Annotated in this window: 18 protein-coding genes; 5 read left to right on the forward strand and 13 right to left on the reverse strand. The window is 46.3% G+C overall.

Features of this window, described 5'->3' with window-relative positions:
- Nucleotides 1–67: 67 nt before the first annotated feature.
- Nucleotides 68–634: a TetR/AcrR family transcriptional regulator gene (locus AC5SV9_RS01900; protein ID WP_475151531.1), complete on the forward strand. Its 567-nt coding sequence runs from the start codon at nucleotides 68–70 to the stop codon at nucleotides 632–634.
- Here AC5SV9_RS01900 and AC5SV9_RS01905 read toward each other — a convergent pair.
- Nucleotides 631–1,545: a DUF808 domain-containing protein gene (locus AC5SV9_RS01905; protein ID WP_475151533.1), complete on the reverse strand. Its 915-nt coding sequence runs from the start codon at nucleotides 1,543–1,545 to the stop codon at nucleotides 631–633. The genes AC5SV9_RS01900 and AC5SV9_RS01905 overlap by 4 nt on opposite strands.
- Nucleotides 1,546–1,812: 267 nt before the next feature.
- Here AC5SV9_RS01905 and gloA point away from each other — a divergent pair, with 267 nt between their 5' ends.
- On the forward strand, nucleotides 1,813–2,214 hold the full coding sequence (gene gloA / locus AC5SV9_RS01910; protein ID WP_331923718.1) for a lactoylglutathione lyase: 402 nt from the start codon (nucleotides 1,813–1,815) through the stop codon (nucleotides 2,212–2,214).
- Nucleotides 2,215–2,283: 69 nt separating this feature from the next.
- Here gloA and AC5SV9_RS01915 read toward each other — a convergent pair whose 3' ends face one another.
- The 8 genes from AC5SV9_RS01915 to AC5SV9_RS01950 form a co-directional block, all read right to left on the reverse strand.
- The gene (locus tag AC5SV9_RS01915; protein ID WP_475151536.1) at nucleotides 2,284–3,099 is read right to left on the reverse strand and encodes a substrate-binding periplasmic protein; all 816 of its coding nucleotides are present in this window, start codon (nucleotides 3,097–3,099) and stop codon (nucleotides 2,284–2,286) included.
- Between the two features lie 75 nt (nucleotides 3,100–3,174).
- Nucleotides 3,175–4,065 carry an aspartoacylase gene (locus tag AC5SV9_RS01920; protein ID WP_475151537.1) on the reverse strand — a complete coding sequence of 297 codons (891 nt, stop codon included), beginning with the start codon at nucleotides 4,063–4,065 and terminating at the stop codon, nucleotides 3,175–3,177.
- 123 nt (nucleotides 4,066–4,188) lie between these two features.
- Nucleotides 4,189–4,395 carry a bacterioferritin-associated ferredoxin gene (locus AC5SV9_RS01925; protein ID WP_134054353.1) on the reverse strand — a complete coding sequence of 69 codons (207 nt, stop codon included), beginning with the start codon at nucleotides 4,393–4,395 and terminating at the stop codon, nucleotides 4,189–4,191.
- A gap of 134 nt (nucleotides 4,396–4,529) precedes the next feature.
- Nucleotides 4,530–5,732, reverse strand: coding sequence for an ABC transporter permease (locus tag AC5SV9_RS01930; protein WP_475151539.1), 1,203 nt, complete (start codon nucleotides 5,730–5,732; stop codon nucleotides 4,530–4,532).
- Nucleotides 5,733–6,539 (reverse strand): ABC transporter ATP-binding protein, encoded by an 807-nt coding sequence (locus AC5SV9_RS01935; protein ID WP_475151541.1) that lies wholly within the window; start codon nucleotides 6,537–6,539, stop codon nucleotides 5,733–5,735.
- A gap of 494 nt (nucleotides 6,540–7,033) precedes the next feature.
- The gene (locus tag AC5SV9_RS01940) at nucleotides 7,034–7,189 is read right to left on the reverse strand and encodes a hypothetical protein (protein ID WP_475151543.1); all 156 of its coding nucleotides are present in this window, start codon (nucleotides 7,187–7,189) and stop codon (nucleotides 7,034–7,036) included.
- A 593-nt stretch (nucleotides 7,190–7,782) separates the two neighbouring features.
- Nucleotides 7,783–8,355: a hypothetical protein gene (locus AC5SV9_RS01945; RefSeq protein ID WP_475151545.1), complete on the reverse strand. Its 573-nt coding sequence runs from the start codon at nucleotides 8,353–8,355 to the stop codon at nucleotides 7,783–7,785.
- 112 nt (nucleotides 8,356–8,467) lie between these two features.
- On the reverse strand, nucleotides 8,468–9,016 hold the full coding sequence (locus AC5SV9_RS01950; protein WP_475151546.1) for a hypothetical protein: 549 nt from the start codon (nucleotides 9,014–9,016) through the stop codon (nucleotides 8,468–8,470).
- Nucleotides 9,017–9,466: 450 nt separating this feature from the next.
- Here AC5SV9_RS01950 and AC5SV9_RS01955 point away from each other — a divergent pair, with 450 nt between their 5' ends.
- Nucleotides 9,467–10,855: an OmpA family protein gene (locus AC5SV9_RS01955; protein ID WP_475151549.1), complete on the forward strand. Its 1,389-nt coding sequence runs from the start codon at nucleotides 9,467–9,469 to the stop codon at nucleotides 10,853–10,855.
- On the opposite strand, the gene AC5SV9_RS01960 is transcribed toward AC5SV9_RS01955, so the two are convergent.
- Nucleotides 10,852–11,673 carry a DUF3025 domain-containing protein gene (locus AC5SV9_RS01960; RefSeq protein ID WP_475151551.1) on the reverse strand — a complete coding sequence of 274 codons (822 nt, stop codon included), beginning with the start codon at nucleotides 11,671–11,673 and terminating at the stop codon, nucleotides 10,852–10,854. The two genes, AC5SV9_RS01955 and AC5SV9_RS01960, sit on opposite strands and share 4 nt — an antisense overlap.
- 183 nt (nucleotides 11,674–11,856) lie before the next feature.
- On the opposite strand from AC5SV9_RS01960, the gene asnB reads away from it, so the two are divergent.
- Nucleotides 11,857–13,521 (forward strand): asparagine synthase B, encoded by a 1,665-nt coding sequence (gene asnB / locus AC5SV9_RS01965; RefSeq protein WP_226765618.1) that lies wholly within the window; start codon nucleotides 11,857–11,859, stop codon nucleotides 13,519–13,521.
- 56 nt (nucleotides 13,522–13,577) lie between these two features.
- Here the strand turns inward: asnB and AC5SV9_RS01970 are convergent, their stop codons facing one another.
- Together AC5SV9_RS01970 and AC5SV9_RS01975 are read right to left on the reverse strand one after the other, a co-directional pair.
- A complete protein-coding gene (locus AC5SV9_RS01970; RefSeq protein WP_475151553.1) occupies nucleotides 13,578–16,751 on the reverse strand; it encodes an efflux RND transporter permease subunit in 3,174 nt (1,057 codons plus the stop codon).
- Between the two features lie 4 nt (nucleotides 16,752–16,755).
- Nucleotides 16,756–17,979, reverse strand: coding sequence for an efflux RND transporter periplasmic adaptor subunit (locus AC5SV9_RS01975; RefSeq protein WP_475151556.1), 1,224 nt, complete (start codon nucleotides 17,977–17,979; stop codon nucleotides 16,756–16,758).
- A gap of 464 nt (nucleotides 17,980–18,443) precedes the next feature.
- Between AC5SV9_RS01975 and AC5SV9_RS01980 the strand changes: the two genes are divergently transcribed.
- Nucleotides 18,444–18,752, forward strand: coding sequence for an isoamylase early set domain-containing protein (locus AC5SV9_RS01980; protein ID WP_475151558.1), 309 nt, complete (start codon nucleotides 18,444–18,446; stop codon nucleotides 18,750–18,752).
- A gap of 49 nt (nucleotides 18,753–18,801) precedes the next feature.
- Here the strand turns inward: AC5SV9_RS01980 and AC5SV9_RS01985 are convergent, their stop codons facing one another.
- Nucleotides 18,802–19,917 (reverse strand): beta-ketoacyl-ACP synthase III, encoded by a 1,116-nt coding sequence (locus tag AC5SV9_RS01985; RefSeq protein WP_475151561.1) that lies wholly within the window; start codon nucleotides 19,915–19,917, stop codon nucleotides 18,802–18,804.
- Nucleotides 19,918–20,036: the final 119 nt, after the last annotated feature.

Raw genomic sequence — 20,036 nt, forward strand, 5'->3', positions numbered from 1 at the left:
AAATACTTTGATTATGACCATAATCAAAGTATACTGCGGCCATGATTTTTCAGGAGGTGTGAACGTTATGAAGGTGACAAAGGCGCAGGTACGGGAAAACCGTGAGCGTATTGTAGAGACAGCTTCGGTGTTGTTTCGTGAACGTGGTTATGACGGTGTTGGTGTTGCCGAGTTAATGGCGACAGCAGGTTTTACTCACGGTGGCTTTTACAAGCACTTTGGCTCTAAGGCAGACTTGATGGCCGAAGCGGCAGCTTGCAGCTTTGCCAAGTCAGCGGAACAAAGTGCTGAAGTCGATATCACTGATTTTATACAGCATTACTTGTCCCGCGAGCATAGGGACGCGCCTGGAAATGGCTGCACTATGGCTTCATTATGCGCAGATGCGGGACGCCAGTCAGAATTGATCAAACAAACATTCGCGATTGGAATCGAAAATCAGCTGGCTATTTTGGCAAACAAAGATAAACACTTGAGCGAAACTGAGCAGCGTGATAGCCGGGCCAGGAGAATAGCAGCCATTGCGCAGGTTGTCGGCGCCATAGTGTTGTCACGAGCCTGTCCTGATGACTCAGCGTTAGCGGATGAAATTCTGGATGTTTGTCGTGCCAAGCTACTAAATAAATATGACTAATTTTTGCGCCAGCGAAACACCAACGCCGCTAATGCCACAATAATCATACCGGCAACCAAACCGGTAATACCGTCAACCAGCAATGATGTGATCACTGCAAACGCCGGAGACGCTTGTTGCACCATCAACGACAGATGATGAAGCACATCAATATTGTGCGACAGGATACCGCCGCCAACCAAGAACATCGCAATGGTGCCGATAACCCCAAGCGCTTTCATTAATATAGGCGCCGCGATTAACAACCCGCGCCCCACAGCGCGTTGCAGATTATTCCACTTACCGCTAACTGCTTTTCTGAGCATATATAAGCCGGCATCATCCATTTTTACTATTGCCGCCACTAGGCCATAAACGCCTATGGTAATAGCAATACAAACCACGCTTAACACACCCAGTTGCGTAATTAAATCAGCCGCTTTTACGCTACCAAGTACTATCACCACTATTTCTGCGGAAAGAATAAAGTCAGTTCGGATAGCGCCTTTAATTTTCTTTTTCTCTAATGCCACTATATCAACGCTGTCATCTGCCAACGCCTTTAGCCTGGCTTGCCGCTCTGCAGGCGGTGGGTGCAGAAAAAAGCGATGCACGACTTTTTCTGCGCCCTCATAACAAAGATATAAGCCGCCCAGAATAAGTAACACCGTAATAAGTACCGGTATAAAAACGCTGATTAACAATGCGGCAGGAATTAAAATGAGTTTATTGACAAAGGAGCCCTTTGCTACCGCCCAAACCACCGGAATTTCCCGTTCTGGTTTAACACCCGTCACCTGATCAGCATTGAGTGCCAGATCATCACCCAGTACGCCTGCTGTTTTCTTCACTGCGACCTTAGACAACACAGCAACATCATCAAGCAAGGTAGCAATATCATCAATAAGGGCCAGTAGATTAGCTGCAGCCACAAACCATCCTTTCGTTATTTATAAAAATATCAGCATACTGGTGTCAGATAAATTTGTACATGCCGTGCATACACTGTTGCAATTCTGCCCGTGCATCCCGGTTATCTTGTTTAAGCATGTCATATGCTAAGCGACAGAAAACGGTCTGATATGGTAACATCTGCCGCTGTACTGCCAATGCTGGCCAGGCAACAAAGCTATTAAGGCCGGCATGCTGGTATCTAATCGCTTTGCAAGTCCCGCAACAAAACTGACGAGGAGCACGTTATGAGAATGCTGCACACTATGCTGCGCGTAGGCGATCTGGACAAATCTATTGCTTTTTATACTGAAGTGCTGGGTATGAAACTACTGCGTCAGTCTGAAAACACTGAATACAAATATACTTTAGCTTTCGTTGGTTACGGTGACGAGAGCGACAATACTGTGCTGGAGTTGACGTACAACTGGGGTACTGACAGCTACGATTTAGGTAATGCGTTTGGTCATATCGCGCTGGAAGTTGAAAACGTTTACGACGCTTGCGATAAGATACGTGCCAAAGGTGGCGTAATAAGCCGTGAACCTGGCCCGGTTAAAGGCGGCACTACCGAAATCGCTTTTGTGCGTGATCCGGACAACTATGCGATAGAGCTGATCCAGAAAAAAGACCGTTACGACACATTGTAACGTCAAACGAGCCTGCATATGAACGCCCGCAGGCTCAGCTTTTATCGCTGCCTTTTCAGCAGCAAGACGTCAGCGCTTCACCGCAGCAGCAAATTGTTCTAAGCGGCTAATCAGTGCATCGCTGTACACAGGCTGATATAAGCTACGCATAGTGCCATCCAGATAACTTTGCTCCAGCGCCTGCTGCCAGCTGGCAATGCGCTCATCCTCAACATCTGTACTAAATGCCAGATATCGCTTACGTTTCGTTAAAACTTTAAGCTCTACCAGTTCGTAGCCCGCAGCCGCAACCCTTTGACGAAACTCGGGTAGTGCATACTCGGTAACCGCAATCAGATCGATCCGCTCAAACAGTAACATGTCTAGACAATCACCCGATTTACTGGTAAGCAGCAAATTCTTACCATCTTTAAAGCCAAGCTCGGCCAGGTTCTGCGCTGTTATCGAGTTGACGTAGTTACAGGCGATATATTTTCCGGGTAACACCCAATCTGCCGGATCGTCACCTACCCTGTGCTTTAGACCATACAACGAAATGTTGTACAGCATGATCGGGCCAACCCACTTAAACCAGGGGTCACGTTCTGGCGTACGCACTGTTTCAAATAGCATGATGTTATTGCTGCTACGCGCAATGTTAAGTGCCCGTCCCCAGGGCATTAGTTCAATATCGGCCGGCTCATTTAACCGTTTTTGCAACAACCTTACCAGCTCAACAGTTACACCTGTCACCCTGCCAGTATCATCAACATACTCCGCCGGCGGGTTGTGCTCGGTTAAAATACGCAGTGGCTCTGCGGCTTTTACAGCTACCTGCAAACTGAACAAGACGACACCCAACACCAGCCATTTTTTCAGTACAGGTGGCATAACTGTGTTACCCATATTAAAAAGCTGTTCTTCATCCCAACGTTAATAACATGGTAAAACAGAAAATAAAACAACAGTTTATATCTATGTTCAATCTAATGTAATTATCACTTTTTCATTAAGTGACATCGCCAGATTGTTGTCATAATACGCCGCTTCATTAATAAAGGTCGGGTATACCGCCACATCACCATCGTAGTAAATTTCAGTGCCATCAAAAAGCGTAAATATCGGATCGCCCGGGTTGATAGGCTGGTAATCGTTATCCTGTACATTTTTATGCACCATACCGATACGCTCACCTTTGTCATTCATTGGCAACTTAATACTGTGCAAATACCGAAAGGCTTCGGTCTGTTTGGGTAATGCGGGCAATTTATCATTGTTATACAGCTCAACAAAATCGAGGATGTGGCGGACCATTTTGTCCATCAGCTCCAGCACATCCTGCCGAAGCACTGACTGCGGTTGCGGCCCAACCTCTACCAGCACACCATAGCGCCCGAGGGTGCACATTAGTGCGTGGTCTTGCGCGGCGAAATGGTCTTCGTCGCGGGAAATAATGGCTTCTGGCATCACCATTTTGACGTAGGCCGCCAACTTGTTATAAAACGGCCCGGTCTGAGTCAGAATTAAACAAGCGCCCATATTGCTGGTGGTATTGTGCAAATCAATTAACAAATCTGTTCTGGCATTACCTTTGGGGCCCAATTGCGCATTCAGCACCTTTGCCCGGCTTTGTTCATAGTTACTCAGCTGCGGGTTAGCCAGGTCAGTATTTTTAAACTGCCGGTTCAGATCACTGTGTAAATAGCGCTTGTTGGCATAATGCGCTTCAGGGTTAGCCCAGACCAGTTCAGTGTTAAAACTTGGGCGCGTGACCTGTTCCGGTTGGCCCTGATATTGCCTGACAAGATAAATGCCTGAGAATTCGTTACCGTGTACACCGCCGACAATGGCGACTTGTTTAATTTGATCCATAAATACGCTCGTCAATGCTGTAATACAGGCTTAGCCTAATGCAAGAGCGATATTATGACCAGAATAGAAAGGAAAAAGAATAGATTAAGAATTTAAATTCTTAAAATGTGAATACAAATGCAATCAGGCCGCAGGTTGAGCTAAATCCATTGCGCTGTCAGAAATACGCACTAACTCATTATGCAATATCTGCTGCGCCTGGCAGGTGCATTTACCGCATTGACTACCCACACCGGTACACATTTTCAGTTCACGCATCGTTGATACACCTTCAGCCACTTTCTGCTTAATGGTTTTATCAGTTACTGCTTTACACAAACATACGTACATCTGGGCACCTCTGGGCTAAGACAGAGGCATTTTAATATTATTAAGAACTATTATCAATAGTATTTGCGCGCTAATCTATCGAAAATATGCCGGCCGCTAGCCCGCATATTAAGCGTTAAACATTGCCCCTGAGCTTAGCGGAATAACACCTTTTCCTGCTGGAACCAATGCACACAAAAGCCAATCGCAGCGGCGGCCAGCAGCAGTGTTGAGCCAAAAATCAGGGCTAACATCATATAATCGGCCGTGCCCTTTATCAGCTCTTTTATCGCCAGCGCCACATTCATTACCGGTACCAAAGCCGTTTTCGCATTTAGTTCAACACCCGGCATCATAGCCGCCACTAAAGGTACAAAAATCAATATTGATAACGGGCTAATATAGTTTTGCGCCTCTTTAAACGTTCTGGCGTAAATAGATATCGCCAGCAGCAGTGCAGCAAAAACCGCCGATATTGGCAATAACAGCGAGAAAATCAGGATAAGTTCTGTTATAGCAATAGCTGACATCGCCTCTTGCACCACGGCCATGCCGGCGAAAGAGCCGATAATGGCGCCCCAGATGCCAAAGCTGCCTACAGTAATCATTGCACCCACAAGGCCGGTCGTCAGCACAGTAAAAAATTTCCCCAGCACAATACTGATGCGGCTGATTGGACATATTAATAATGTTTCAAGTGTGCCCCGCTCTTTCTCGCCTGCACCCATATCAATAGCAGGATAAGAAGCGCCGAGCAGGCAAAGCGGCACCAGAATATAGGCAATCACCGCACCAAACTTTTCGCCGATATTTTCACGTTTGTCTGCGGTATCTACTTTTTGTACATCCACCGGCTTGATAATAGCCGCCAGCTTTTGCGGGTCGACATTCAGCTGATTAAGTGTCTCGCGTTGCAGCTGTTCGTTGTAGGTTGCCAGCATGTCGGTAAAGTAGCGATACATAAAATCAAATTGTGATGACTGGTTATAAATAATCTGCCATTGCACCTGCTCTGCCGCCTGGCGTTTTGCTGAAAAATCTGCCGGAATAATAATTGCGACATCAAACTCATCATTGCGAATAGCAGCAACAAGATCAGCTTCTGCGGTTTTCTCTGTTTGTACCTGCTTAAAGTTTTTGTGATAGAACATGGCATCACGAAATTCGGGCGCTTGTTCAGCATTGACAATCACGTAACGGTGCTCTTCCTGCATGGCTTTGCTGGTGGTACTGGATAACACCAGCCCCATGACGCCGAAAATAACCGGGAAGATAAAAATCGGCAGCAGAATAACAAAAATCAATGTCTTCCTGTCCCGCATCAACTCAGTCAGCTCTTTAAAATAGACCTGCCACATTTATGCTACTCCTTGCTGTTGTGTGCCGGCACTACCCTGCAGTACCGACAAAAATGCTTCACGTAAATCCCCTTCTGCCGACAGGGCTTTAAATTGGGTAATGTCACCGGAAAATGCACTGATGCCCTTATCAATTACAACAACACGGTCACATAGCGATGCCACTTCATCCAAATGGTGGGTAGAAAAAATAACCGGCGTACCGGCCGCTTTTAAACTCTTAATAAAATCCAGCACCGTCTGTACTGTCATAATATCAAGCCCCGTTGTGGGCTCATCCAAAATCACCACTTTAGGGTTATGTACCACAGCACGTGCTATCGCGGTTTTCTGTTTCATGCCGGTGGACATATTGTCTGCACGCCTGTTAGCGAAATCATGCATATTCAGCAACGTAAATAACTCGTCGATACGCTGCTTTAATGTTTTTTCATCCATGCCATGTAGACGACCAAAATAGGCAACGTTTTCATAAGCTGTCAGCTTGCCGTACAGGCCCGTATCTGCCGACAAAAAGCCAATCTGCTGCCGGGCTTTTACCGGCTGTTTTAGCACATCGACGCCATTTAACAGCACAGTGCCACTGTCTGGTTTTAATGCAGTGGACAACATACGAAGGGTGGTGGTTTTACCCGCGCCATTAGGGCCCAGTAACCCCAATACCTCGCCACTGCCGCAGTTAAAACTGACCTTTCTTACTGAGTGAAATGCCTCTTTGCTGTATCGCACATCCTGCTTTTCAGTGTCTGATAGCTTGTTGTTTTTCCCAAGCGCAAACGCTTTTGCTAATTCCTGAATATCTATCATGCAACCATCCTGTAATCAAAGCCCCCAGCAAAGCTGTCACGGCCGGAAATAGTAGGTATTGTCATAAAACATGGCGGTGTCGTTTTAGTTGTATCCGCCCTGAACGTCTTGAAACAACAATGACGTTAGCTATTGATTATCAAGAAGTAGCGTCTGGTTAGCAATTTATTCATCCAGTTTGTCACAGATAAACTGTAAGCAGCTGTAAAACCTCACTGAAATAGCGAAAGGCACTAATTCCACTTATCGTAATAAGCGCGACGATAATGGCCTATTCTGTCATGCTCTGGCCCAAGACAGCGCGTTGCAGCTAGCATCAAACATCCTTATTCGCTTTGGTCCAGTATTCTGGCGTTCTTACTTACAAACCGTGCTTTTAACTTACTCAGTGACATGTAACGGTTTTATCTTGCCAGGCAGCTCGGCCAGCACACCACCGCGTTGGCTTTGAACGACAGACAGTTTCATTTGCGTCCCTGCACAGCTTGCTAATATTAAATTTTAATTGGATTTTGAGAATCGGGTCCCTGCCAATGCGCTACCGGTAAGCCGGTACACCACTGCCAGAAGGCCTCATTAACCTCTTCCACCTGCGCCTCATTAAGCGCTGAGTCGTATTGTTTTAGTAAACGGATGTAGTTAAGGGTCATAGTGTTGTCTCTGAAGCGACTATGGCCGTAGACATCAGCAGCATTGGCTGCTTTCTCGTAAAAAGTTTTACCGACATCTCATTGTCAGATTTGTATTGCCGCGTCAATGTTTTAAGCATTGGAATCCGCTCATGACATTCGCGTATTTACCTCTCTACATCGTCATTCGCCGCCAGCTTGTCTAGCTTAGTAATACCAACATACTGCGCAGCCATGCCAGTTTTGCCATCTAACTGCTCTACATGAAAATAGTTGGTGTGTATCCAGTGGGTGTCATGCTCGAAAACCGGTTCTGCCGTGCTAACATTGACGCCACCGGTTTTTACGTAATCTACTGAATTTATCAGTTCCCCTGCTGTGCGGCGGCTGCAACGTCTTTATACTTCTATGCCTGGTTGGCAACATTACTATCGCCACAAGCATTAAGTGTGAATAAACAGAAACCCAAACTAGCCATTTTAAAGTTGCGCAAAAAAATATTAACAAATTTTTTCAAAATTAAGTTAACAAAATCAAAACCATGTGAACACTAGCAAATCAAAGCGAGACTTTGACTTTCTTTTGAGTGATTAAAACTGTTTTGTCACAATGTTCTAAAGATTCTCCTCTCCTTCACGTAAAAAGTGCTGCCAAGGGATTGGGTCATCAGGATGCTGATTTGCACGTCTTTTAGCAGCTTCAGTAAATAGTTTCACTGGCAATTTCGCTAAACAATGCATCCAAAATTTGTCTTTTAATTCTCTTAAGCTATTTTCTGTGTAACCTGAATAATTGGCTTCAGCAAAATCTCTCACCAGCCAGTGAGAAACTTGTATACCGTCCTCAGGAAACACATATAAAATATGTTCGTCAAAACCATCGCGCAATCCTTCATCTATCTCAGTATTGTGCACTTCATCCGCTCCCAATTTGAATGCATCAAACCAGGTTTCAAGGTCGGACGTTCTGCCTGAACAAGTTTGCATTTTATCGAACATGTGATTTTGGCCGTTCGCAATTGCCTCATACAACGCTTTACGTTCTGCAGGCTTACTCCAATGAAAATTTTGATAATAATTAAAATCTTCAGCTTGATACTTTACAGCGCCAAAACTTTCCGATTGAGCAACCACAGATGGCGTTGTTATCAAAAAAGTGACAAACATTAAAACTGTTTTGTGAAACATATCGTCTTTCCGATTGATTCAAGCTGCCCACGCCAACGAAAACGCCCGGTATGCTGCCATTTACAAAAAGGACGCGAAATTGATGCCTGGCGTAATAATATTGATTCAGTTGTCATGGATATCCCAATGCCCTTTCAGCTTCACGTTGAATACGCGCATCAAGTTTGTCTTGTGCTTCTTTAGTGAATAAATTAACTGGCAGTTCTGCCAAACAATGTTCCCAGTATTTATCCTGAAGTTGCCGTAACCCCCGCTTTGTGTATCCAGCAGAGTGCGTTTCAGCAAAGTTTCTAGTTAGCCAAGTCGCAATATTGGTGCCATCGTCAGGATGGTAGACTTTATCATCATCCATATCTCTCATACCAAAGTCCGACTCTCTAAACTCAACCTCTTGTATTCCCGCGTTGAAAGCTTCAAGCCACCCCTGTAAGTAAGTTACTTCATTCATACAGGTTCTCATCTTCATATACATATGATGCGAGCCGTTTGCTATCGAATCATATAGAGCTTTCCGTTCTACCGATGTATCCCAGTGATAGCCTTGGTAATACCGCATATCTTCCGCTTGTTCTGTTTTTGGATTTAGCAGTGATGATTTTGCCATGACAAAAGGGCAAACAATCAAAGTACTTAAAATGATCGCCAGTAATTTTTTAAACATAGATAAATCCTTTAAAACACCTGGTCTACAAGCACGGGTAGCGCTGCGTTTTCAGACAGTGCAAGAGTGGTTTGCCAAAACGGGCTATATAAATTGGCATATTCGCGCAGACTGTCATGTCGGCCCCATTGAATTTGCCAGGGTGTGCTGCGACCACGCGCAGCGGACACAGTAGCTTCAATTACTTGAATGTTTACAAACAGAACTACAATATCCTTTATGGAAACTTTTATTTACCAAATTAAACCACAACGCTATCATGCAGAACCACTTTAATACATCATTTTATTACACTTGATTACACTGGTTAATGTTACACAGTTAACTACAAGGAAGATTATGCGTTTTTTATTGACGGCTTTACTGTTACTAACCAGCAATGCGTTACCCGCGAATTCCGATCATCCTCTTATAGCAAGCTATCCCGGCGCAACGATTCAGCGGCACGCTATGACAAATTATGCTGAGATAAAATTGCCTCAAAACAAAGTAAACACCGACACTCCATACTCCAGCACTTCGCTCATTGGAAAACACACCGCTCACCTGTATCGTTTGGATGGCAATTACACCGCTTTACAGGTGGCAGAAAATTACCTTGATGCAATAACACGCCTAAACGGCAAGTTAATCCTGCAGTGTCGTTCTGATTGTGGGGTCGGCTTTTCAAGCAAATTAATTCGCGACAATCATTGGATGCAAAGCATCTTTAGTGATTTGGATAACTTTTCAGCATACAATGTTGAACACTATTATATCGCCGCCCAAACTGGATCAAAGGAGCATCCTACCTATCTACAATGGTTCATAAAGCAATCATACCAAGACAGAGTTGAAATTGGTCAGGTTGTCACCGAGCCACAAGCTTTACAACTTGGATTGGTTAAAATTTCACCTGACGCAATAAGCATTTCTGTGGCGCAAAGCCCTAGATCGGCAGACTTAGGGCAAGATAGCGCAGCTGGCGGTGACCATCCGCTTATTTCCCGTTATGCAGGCGCTAAGCTTACGCATCGTGCTGACACCGAATATGCCGAAGTGCGCTTGCCCACTGGTATTTCTGATGCCAACAAACAAGTGCCGCATTTGAATCTGGCCGGTAAGTCTACCCTTTTGCACTATGAAGCAAGCAAAGATCAGTCTACTTTACAGGTGTTTCGTAATTACCAACAGGCACTTAAGGATGCAGGCTTTAACACTTTGTTTAGCTGCGAACACCAAAGCTGCGGCGACGAGCAGCGTAAGCTTACGTGGCAAGACAGCCCTGACAGGCATCGATTTAAAGGCTACCTCAGCAGTAGTACTTATGCTGACGGAGATTACCGAATGCTAACTGCCCATAAGACAGTTAATACACAAGACATCTACCTGTCGGTATATGTACTTAAACAAAGCGATATTGCTAATGTAGATATTGCCCACGATATTGTTGAGCTAAGCAGCATGCAAACTAACCGCGTGAGTATTGACACCGCCTATCTGCAAAACGAGTTAAGCCGCAGCGGTAAAGTGGTATTGCATGGCCTGCACTTTGCTACCGACAGTGCCAGCTTGTTAGCCGAATCGAACGCAGCTTTAACGGTAATTACTGACTACCTGAAAAAACACCCTCATCAGCAGTTTTATGTGGCAGGACATACCGACAATAGCGGTAATCATAACCACAATATGCAACTATCAAAAGCGCGTGCTCACAGCGTCATGCAGGCACTGGTTAAACAAGGTATTAACGCAGAACGCCTATTAGCAGAAGGTGTTGGCGCTATCTCACCACAGCAGCATAACGTCAGTAACGAGGGTAAAGCGGCTAACCGCCGGGTAGAACTGGTGCTGCGTTAAGCTGTGTTATGTCGCTTAAGGCGAAAATAATCCTGATTACAGTAGAATTGCGGCTGCTCGTTGGCCGCAAACCACTTCGGCACGCCTAACAGCGGTAAAGGTGTTAATTGCCCGGGGCTTAGCAGCACCTGAGTAGCGATCATTGTTATCAGTTGGCTATCGAGGTAGGCATAAGCCTGTGACAAAGACCATTGGCTAAAGCCAGCCGGAACGTCAACAAACAGTGCCTTTGCAGTTAAACCGATAAAAGGCGCAGTGGCCATTTCGTATATTGCATGGCCAAAAATCATCGGTCGTAAACTTTGCCACCAATCTCGCCGTTTTAAAACAAAACTTGGCTGCCATTGATGCTGGCGCAGTAGCTGGGCATGTTCAACTGCTTCTGGCTCGAGGCACAACACCACACCACACTCATCAAACAAGGTTAACTTGTTTCGTAATGTGCTGCGCTGCTTTAAACCATGAGCCTTGATCTCAGAGATATGTAGTTGATTAAGCAATCTTTTAGTTTTAGGAAATAAGCTCCAGATCAAGGCACCAAAAAAATCATGCCAGTTGTCTTTTCGGGTTGGCACCTGCGCGGTTGCATAAATATATTCTTCGTAGTAACGACCATCTGCAGTTAGCGTGTCATTGTCAACAAAACGGACGTCCGAAGACGTTACAGATTGATTAAACCATTTAATATCAGGGTATTGTGTTAACTGTCGCAGAGGGAAACTTTGACATAGATCTGTGAATATCGGATTACTAGTAAGCAGCTCAGCATTCCAATCCGGCGGTGGTGTAAAGCGGGTTTTAACAGCAGTTTTTTGCATAAATAGTTTGTTTTGTTGTTAGCACTGAAAACTCTCAGTAGCGTTTACTTATAAAAAGCACGAAAAAGCGCTTGCAATTTTAGCATGGCATGGCACATTCAAGGGGTGCGTTTAGACGTACATACTGCCAAACAATGTGTTTAAACCTTCGGGTTTATCTGAAATTAATTAATAGAGGTTATCATGTGTTCGATATTCGGGGTGCTTGACATCAAAACTGATGTTAAAGCTTTGCGCCAGCAGGCGCTACAGTTATCCAAGTTATTACGTCATCGCGGGCCAGACTGGTCTGGCGTATGGAATAACGACAATGCCATTTTAGTGCACGAGCGCCTGGCGATTGTAGATACTGAAAACGGCGCCCAGCCCCTGATTAATGATAATCGAAATCACATTCTGGCAGTGAATGGTGAGATCTATAATCATAAACAGCTCGAAAAAGAGCTGGCGGCACCTTATCCATTCAAAACCAAGTCAGACTGTGAAGTGATATTACCGTTATATCTGGAGCATGGCACTGAATTTATTGACAAATTGCAGGGCATGTTTGCCTTTATTTTGTACGACGCAGAGCAAAACCGTTACCTTATCGCCCGCGATCACATTGGCATTATTCCACTGTATTACGGTTACGATGAGCACGGCCAGTTGTTTGTCGCATCAGAGTTAAAAGCGCTGGTACCGGTGTGCAAGCAGATTAAAGAGTTCCCGCCGGGACACTACTTTGACAGTAAAATAGGTGAGCTGCGAAAGTACTACAAGCGTGACTGGATGAGCTACGATGCGGTGAAAGACAACCCGGCCAGCCTGACAGAACTTAAAGCGGCGCTGGAGCATAGTGTTAAAAGCCATTTAATGTCGGATGTGCCTTATGGTGTATTGTTATCCGGCGGTCTGGATTCATCACTAACATCGGTTATTGCGCAGCAGTTTGCCAAACGCAGGGTTGAAGATAATGACCAAAGCGAGGCCTGGTGGCCACGCCTGCACTCTTTCGCTGTCGGCCTTGCCGGTTCGCCGGATCTGGTTGCAGCACAGAAAGTCGCTGACGCTATTGGCACCGTGCACCATACCGTGCACTTTACCGTGCAAGAAGGTCTGGACTCGCTGCGCGATGTTATCTATTTTCTGGAAACCTATGATGTCACGACTATCAGGGCCTCAACACCAATGTACCTGATGGCGCGTAAAATCAAAGCCATGGGTATTAAAATGGTGCTGTCCGGCGAAGGTTCTGACGAGTTGTTCGGTGGTTATTTGTACTTTCACAAAGCGCCGAATGCCAAAGAGTTCCATGAAGAAACCTTGCGTAAACTTGACCGTTTGCATATGTTCGACTGTAACCGCGCTAACAAAGCGATGTCAGCCTGGGGTATCGAAGCCCGTGTGCCTTTCCTTGATAAAGAATTTATGGACGTGGCAATGCGCTTAAACCCGCAAGCTAAGATGTGCGGTGGTGGTAAAATGGAAAAGCATATTCTGCGCCAGGCCTTTGATGGCGTACTGCCGGATGAAATTTTGTGGCGGCAGAAAGAGCAGTTCTCTGACGGTGTTGGTTATAGCTGGATTGACAGCTTAAAAGCCCATGCTGAAAAAGAAGTAACGGATCAGCAAATGGCCACTGCCAGCTTCCGCTTTCCGGTCAACACCCCTGATAGCAAAGAAGCCTATTATTATCGGGTTATTTTTGAAGAGCACTTCCCACATGCCGGCGCCATCGCCTGTGTACCGGGTGGCAAATCTGTTGCCTGCTCTACACCTGAAGCCTTAGCCTGGGATGCCAAAATGGCACAGCTGACCGACCCATCCGGCCGTGCCGTTCGCGATGTGCATACGCAAGGCTACTAAAACACACCGACAAAAAAAGGCCACGCATTTGCGTGGCCTTTTGCTTTAACAAAGTCTTACTCCGATACCACTTTACCGATACGGGTATCCTGTTTGTTCTGCTTACTGCGGAACAGGTTTTTCACATCTTCCAGTATCACGTACAGCGCCGGTATCAGTACCAGCGTAATGATAGTGGCGAACAGAATACCAAACGCCAGAGATACTGCCATCGGCACGACGATTTTTGCCTGCAGGCTGCGCTCAAGTACGATAGGCGCAAGCCCCACGAAGGTCGTCAGAGATGTTAGTAATATTGCCCTGAACCGCTGTGCCCCAGCTTGAGACACCGCTTCGCGCACAGATAGCCCTTCTTCACGTGCCCGGTTAACAAAATCAACCATGACCAGTGAATCGTTTACCACTACCCCTGCCAGTGCGACCAGGCCAAATATCGACATAATACTCATACTCAGCCCCAGCACCATATGGCCCACGACGGCACCAACCAAACCAAATGGGATCACACTCATGATAATGAGTGGCTGGCTATATGAGCGCAGTGGAATCGCCATCAGGGCATAAATACAGAACAGCGCAAACACCCCGGCTTTCATCAGGTCTACCTGAGCATCCATCTCATCCTGGCTTGCACCGTCAAGTTCACCGGTAACACCTTCATATTTATCGGTGATCTCTTTGATCACTTTATTTTTCATTTCACCTACGACTTTACCAGGTTCTACTGTGGTCTTATCAGCTGCAGCAGTAATGGTTACCGCCCGCTCACCATTAACCCGGTTAATCGCGCTGAAACTTGGCTGCAGTGTGTAAGTCGCTACCTGAGCAAACGGAATTTCACCGCCATCAGCGGTACGGATCCGCATATTTTCCAGGCTACCGATAGAGCTGCGCTCATTACGTGGGTAACGCACCATCACTTTGACTTCTTCACCGTCACGCTGCACCCGCTGCGCTTCTGCACCATAAAAGCCATAACGTACCTGGCGCGCAACATCAGCCAGTGTCAGTCCCAAAATATAGGCTTCAGGCTTAAGTTGCAGCACAATTTCATCATTACCACCAAGCAGGTTGTCTTCGATGTCGTATACACCGGCATACTCTGCCAGACGGCTTTTAAGCTCTTCCGTTGCCAGTTTCAGGTTGTCGAGGTTGGTACCGCGTAGCTGCAGCGCGATGTCTGCACCGCCACCACCGCCAGTTGATGCATTGATTTTGAAGGCTTTTAAACCGGGGATCTCGGGCATTTCCTCGCGCCAGCGATTGGCTATCTCAAAACCATCAATTTCCCGGCCTTCACTTTTCTCAAGCTCTACCACCAATTGGCCGCCGGTATCGCTCTCAAGGAACATCAGCCGGTGTTTGACAATGTCTTCGTTGTATTCAGCGTTGAGCTTGTCGTTGGCCCGTACCAAAGCCGCTTCTGCTTCACGTAACGCATTAACCGTGGCCTGGTTAGACGACCCTTCCTGCATGGTCAGATTGGCATTGATAAAATCACTTGGAATATTCGGGAAAAATACCCAGCGCACCAGGCCACCGCCCAACACACCAAACATCAGGATCAGCATAGCTAAAAACCCGGCCATAGTGACATAACGATGCTTGATACAGCGCTCAACAAAAGGCTGATAAGTATTGTAAACAAAACGGTTCATTGCTGATGCAACGCTCAGACGCACTGCCTTTAAACCGTTACTGCAGGCACGGCCAATACCATAAAAAATGCCTTTGCGATCAGGATCCCAGGGTTTGGTATCCATTTTCACAATGTGGGCTGGCAGAATCATTTTTGACTCCACCAGTGAGAATATCAGGCATAACACCACTACCCAGGCAATAGAACCCCAGATTGGCGCCTGTGCGCCACCTACCATCAGCATAGGAACAAAAGCAGCGATAGTGGTCAGAACACCAAAAGTAGCCGGCATTGCGACTTTTTTAGCACCAGCAATGACCGCTTCTGCAGATTTGCCGCGTTTTTCTATCTCGCTGTAGGCGCTTTCACCTATGATAATCGCATCATCTACCACTATGCCCAGTACCAGAATAAAACCAAACAAACTGATCATATTGATAGAAACATCAAACAGCGGCAGCGGTAACATTGCCATTGCGCCAAGGAAACATACCGGTATCCCCACCATAACCCAAAACGCTATGCGGAACTCCAGGAACAACGTCAGTGCCAGCAGCACCAGAAAGGCCCCCATCACCAGGTTATTGCTCATCAGATCTAACCTGCCTTGCAGGTAATAACTGGAGTCGCCCCAGTGTGCTATCGAAACCGACGATGGCAGCTCTTTTTGCTTACGCTCAACATAGTTTTTTACCGTTTCGGCAATTTTCAGCGTGTTATCATCGCCCACCGCGCCAACGCGAATAGACACAGAGTTTTTGCCATCAAAAGTCGACAGGTCTTCGCGCTCAATAAAACCATCGTTAATGGTCGCAATGTCTTTTAGCGCCAGGCGGGTACCGTCAGCAAACTTCAGCAACACGATATCTTCAAAATCCTGCGCGAAATAAGCCTGACCTTTGGTACGCAGTAAAATATTACCGCTTTCAGATTTTATCGAGCCGCCGGGTAAATCGACCGAACTACCACGAATAGCATTAACAACCTGCTCAAAGGTTAAACCGTATTCTTTAAGTTTCAGCTCCGACAGTTCAATAGCAACTTCGTACTCACGATCACCGACAACATCAACCTTGCTGATACCTGGCAACTTTTTCAATTCATCACGCACGTCTTTTGCCAGCTCTTTCAGCGTGCGCTCAGTCGCATCACCGTACAGAGACAGCCACATCACGTCTGCCTGAAACCGAACCCGATACACTACCGGCTTTTCAGTTTGCTCAGGCAATGATGAAATAGCAGACACCTGGGTCTTTATTTCATCCATCACTTCCTGAATATCGTAGTTATTGGCAATTTCGGCGCGAACAGTGGCCAGCCCCTCTACCGCAGTAGAGCGGATACGTTTAATGCCGTTAACACCACGCAAGCTTTCCTCTATTTTTTCAATAACACCACTTTCTACCTCTTGTGGCGCCGCGCCAAGATAAGGTACGCGGATATTGACCTGCTCCAGTACAATTTCAGGGAAAATTTGTTTTTTAATGGTGAACAGTGAAAACACGCCAGCAACCAGAATAATTGCCATCAGCAGATTGGCTGCAACACTGTTGCGGGCGAACCAGGCTATTAACCCCTTGTTGGTATCCATTGGCTTACTCCTGCACCTGAGACGTCAGTGCCGATTTATCATCAGCGCTGCTCTTGTCAGCAACCTGCTCTGTTTGCTCTGATGCGACCCGCACTAACGTACCTGCCAATGGATTAGCAATCGCCGATGTTGCCAAACGATCTCCGTCAGCAAAACCACTTCGGACGTAAGCAAAGCGATCATCTGTACGCTCAAGTTGCACAGTTCGAAATTGCAGTTGGTTATCTTTATCTACCACCAGAATTTGCTGCTGCGCCAACAACAAATGTCTTGGAACGACAATCACCTGCGACGTTGCATCGCCCAGAACTTCGGCCTGAACGAAACGACCGAAGCGCAATGGAGCTTTATCGCTATTACCGGCTCGCTGATAGGGATCAACAATCTGTGCCACAGCATAAATAACCCGGCTTCGCTCATCCAGCACCCCTTCTGTACGTACCAGTTTTGCCGGCCATTGCATAACCTCACCGCCCACAACCGCTGTCAGCACCACTTCAGGTTTAATGTCATCGTCGGTAAAGTCCGGCAGCTGAACAAAAGCGGAATCGTTGTCTGTAATTGGCAGTCTGACCTCAGCGATATCGGTGCCATATATCATGCCAATTTGATTACCACGGCTGATAAACTGCCCCAGATTAACTGACCGGCTTTTTACCATACCGGCAAAAGGCGCCCGAATTTCAGTCCGTTTCAGGTCTCTTTGTGCCCGTTCCAGCTCGGCTTCAGCAGAACGCACATTTGCCAGTGCGCCAGCGAGCTGAGGCCGGCGCAAGCCAAGCTCCGGCGCTTTACCATCGGTAAAAGAGCGCCACTCTTCTTCTGCTACGCGGCCACGGGCTTTTTCTTCTTCCAATGCCGACTGGGCGTTTGCCAGGCTGGCTTCTGCCGCTTTTACGTTAGTCTGATAATCGGCCTGCTCTACCCGAACCAGCAGATCACCTTTATTGAAAAAGCCGCCCTCAATAAAATTATCCGCCACTTCGACGATACGGCCATTAACTTCAGAGCTTAAATTCGTTTCCAGCTTAGGTTTAACGGTGCCCTGCGAACGGATGCGATAGACCAGATCCTGTGCCTGTACCGGCTGAGCGGTAATAAGCACAGCAGGACGTTGTTCATCCTTTTTCTCAGGGGGTTTGCGCATACTCATTAACCCACCCGCCAGAACAACGGCCACGGCAATAACACCGACCGGAATCAAAACTTTTATAATTTTTGCTGCCATGTTGATTTCCACAATGCTGTTTTACTGACGCTATACTAAAACGCCGCGTCGTGATTGTAACGCTGTGAATGTTACGCTTTGTATCAGTGTAGGTGTGGCAGACAATAATAGCGTTATTGGATAGCGAAAAAGGCAACATCAGGCCTTGCTAATAAACTGCGTATTTAACTGCTTGAGCATAGATCCGCGCCCACTTAGGATTGCCATTAGCCGCCTTCAGTACCTTTAATCACAACTACTACTTGTAATATCCTGTTACAACTAAACTTTATTAGCGCAATAACCAATCGTTGCTATTTTGTTATATCAACCTTTAAAACGGTTATTTGCGCAGCGAAATAAAATTTCTTAAGGTGTTGAAGACAGCGGTGTGTTCATAATTACATCATATAAAGGCCGCACTATATTTATGACAGGTATTTAATGACGTATTCGACTTAAATCAATGTATTGAGGGAACCGCTATGAGTATCAGTAAACAATATCTGAAAACAAAACCGTTGTGCAAAGTCACCTTCACCTTGCCGGCAAACAGCCTGGACAGTATTGAACAGGCTGCACTGCTGGGCGAGTTTAATGATTGGGACCCGGTGGCGTTACCGATGAAAAAAGGCAAAAGTGGCGACTTTACTGCCACATTGAATCTGGAAAAAGACAAAGAATACCAGTTTCGCTATCTGGTTAACGGCGGTACCTGGCTAAATGATGAAGCCGCAGACAGCTATCAACCCTCGCCAGTGTCCTATGATCATAATTCAGTAATTAGGGTATAGCGTAAAAAAACAGGGCTTAATAGCCCTGTTTTTCGTTCCATTCCACTCTTTAGCATTTTTGCAGCACTAAACAACCCACTGAATAACCGGCTCCGAATGAGCATAAAATTGCATGGTCGCCAGATTGCAACCCTTGCTTATATTTATGAAATGCAATGACAGAACCTGCGGAGGCGGTATTCGCATAAGAATCCAGCACCAATGGCGCTTCTTCCGGTAAAGGGTCGCGGCCAAGTATTTTCTTCGCAGCAAAGATATTCATATTGATGTTTGCCTGATGCAGCCACAGCCGCTTCAGTTGCTCGGGCGCAACCTGCTGCACCGCCATCTCAGTTAAAATCACATCGGCAACGATCGGCAGCAGTTCCTTAAACACCTTGCGGCCCTGCTGTTTGAAAAACGGCACTAACGGGTCTGGTGTCAGGCAATGCTCGGTGTAGCCTACATCGCAGCGGATATTGTTAGAGAACTCCGTTTTCAACCGCATACCGTTAATGCGCCAGGCATTATCACTGCTGCATGTATCTTCTGCCTCGATAATAGTTGCCGTGCATACGTCGCCAAAAATAAAGTGACTGTCGCGGCTACGATAGTTCACTTGAGGTGATGCAAACTCAGGATTCACCACCAACACTACCCGGGCTGTACCACCTCTGATTGCATTCACTGCATTGCTGATAGCAAAAGTGGCAGATGAGCAGGCAACGTTCATGTCAAAAGCATAACCGTGTGCGCCCAATTGTTGCTGCAGTTCAATAGACAGTGCCGGGTAAGGCCGCTGCATATTCGACGCCGCGCAAATAATTAAATCTATATCTGCAGCGGTTTTACCTGCCTGAGCCATTGCCTCCCGGGCGGCACTGAGTGCCATTTCAACCATTTCAGGGATCTGCTCTTCCGATCTGCGTTCAAACACCGGACGCATAATGGCAGGGTCTAAAATGCCTGTTTTATACAGCACATGTCTGGATTTTATGCCCGATGCTTTTTCAATAAACTCACAGCTTGAATGTTCAAGCTTATCCACAGTACCTGCATCTATCGCATCGGCATGCTCAGCATTGAAGTTGTCTACATACTGGTTATAGCTGGCCACCAGCTCTTCATTGCTGATTGTTTCTTCAGGCGTAAACAGACCTGAGCCGCTTATCACAACATTTTTCATTTCTATGCCTTGTCCTGCAATGGTTTTGCCACCACCTGTTTAGTGTGGCCAGTATAACTGAATTTCCTCCGTGATATAAATGCGTATGCCTTGATTTGCATTGCTGTTCAGGGCCGATT

The sequence above is a fragment of the Rheinheimera sp. ATLC3 genome, from assembly GCF_059429535.1.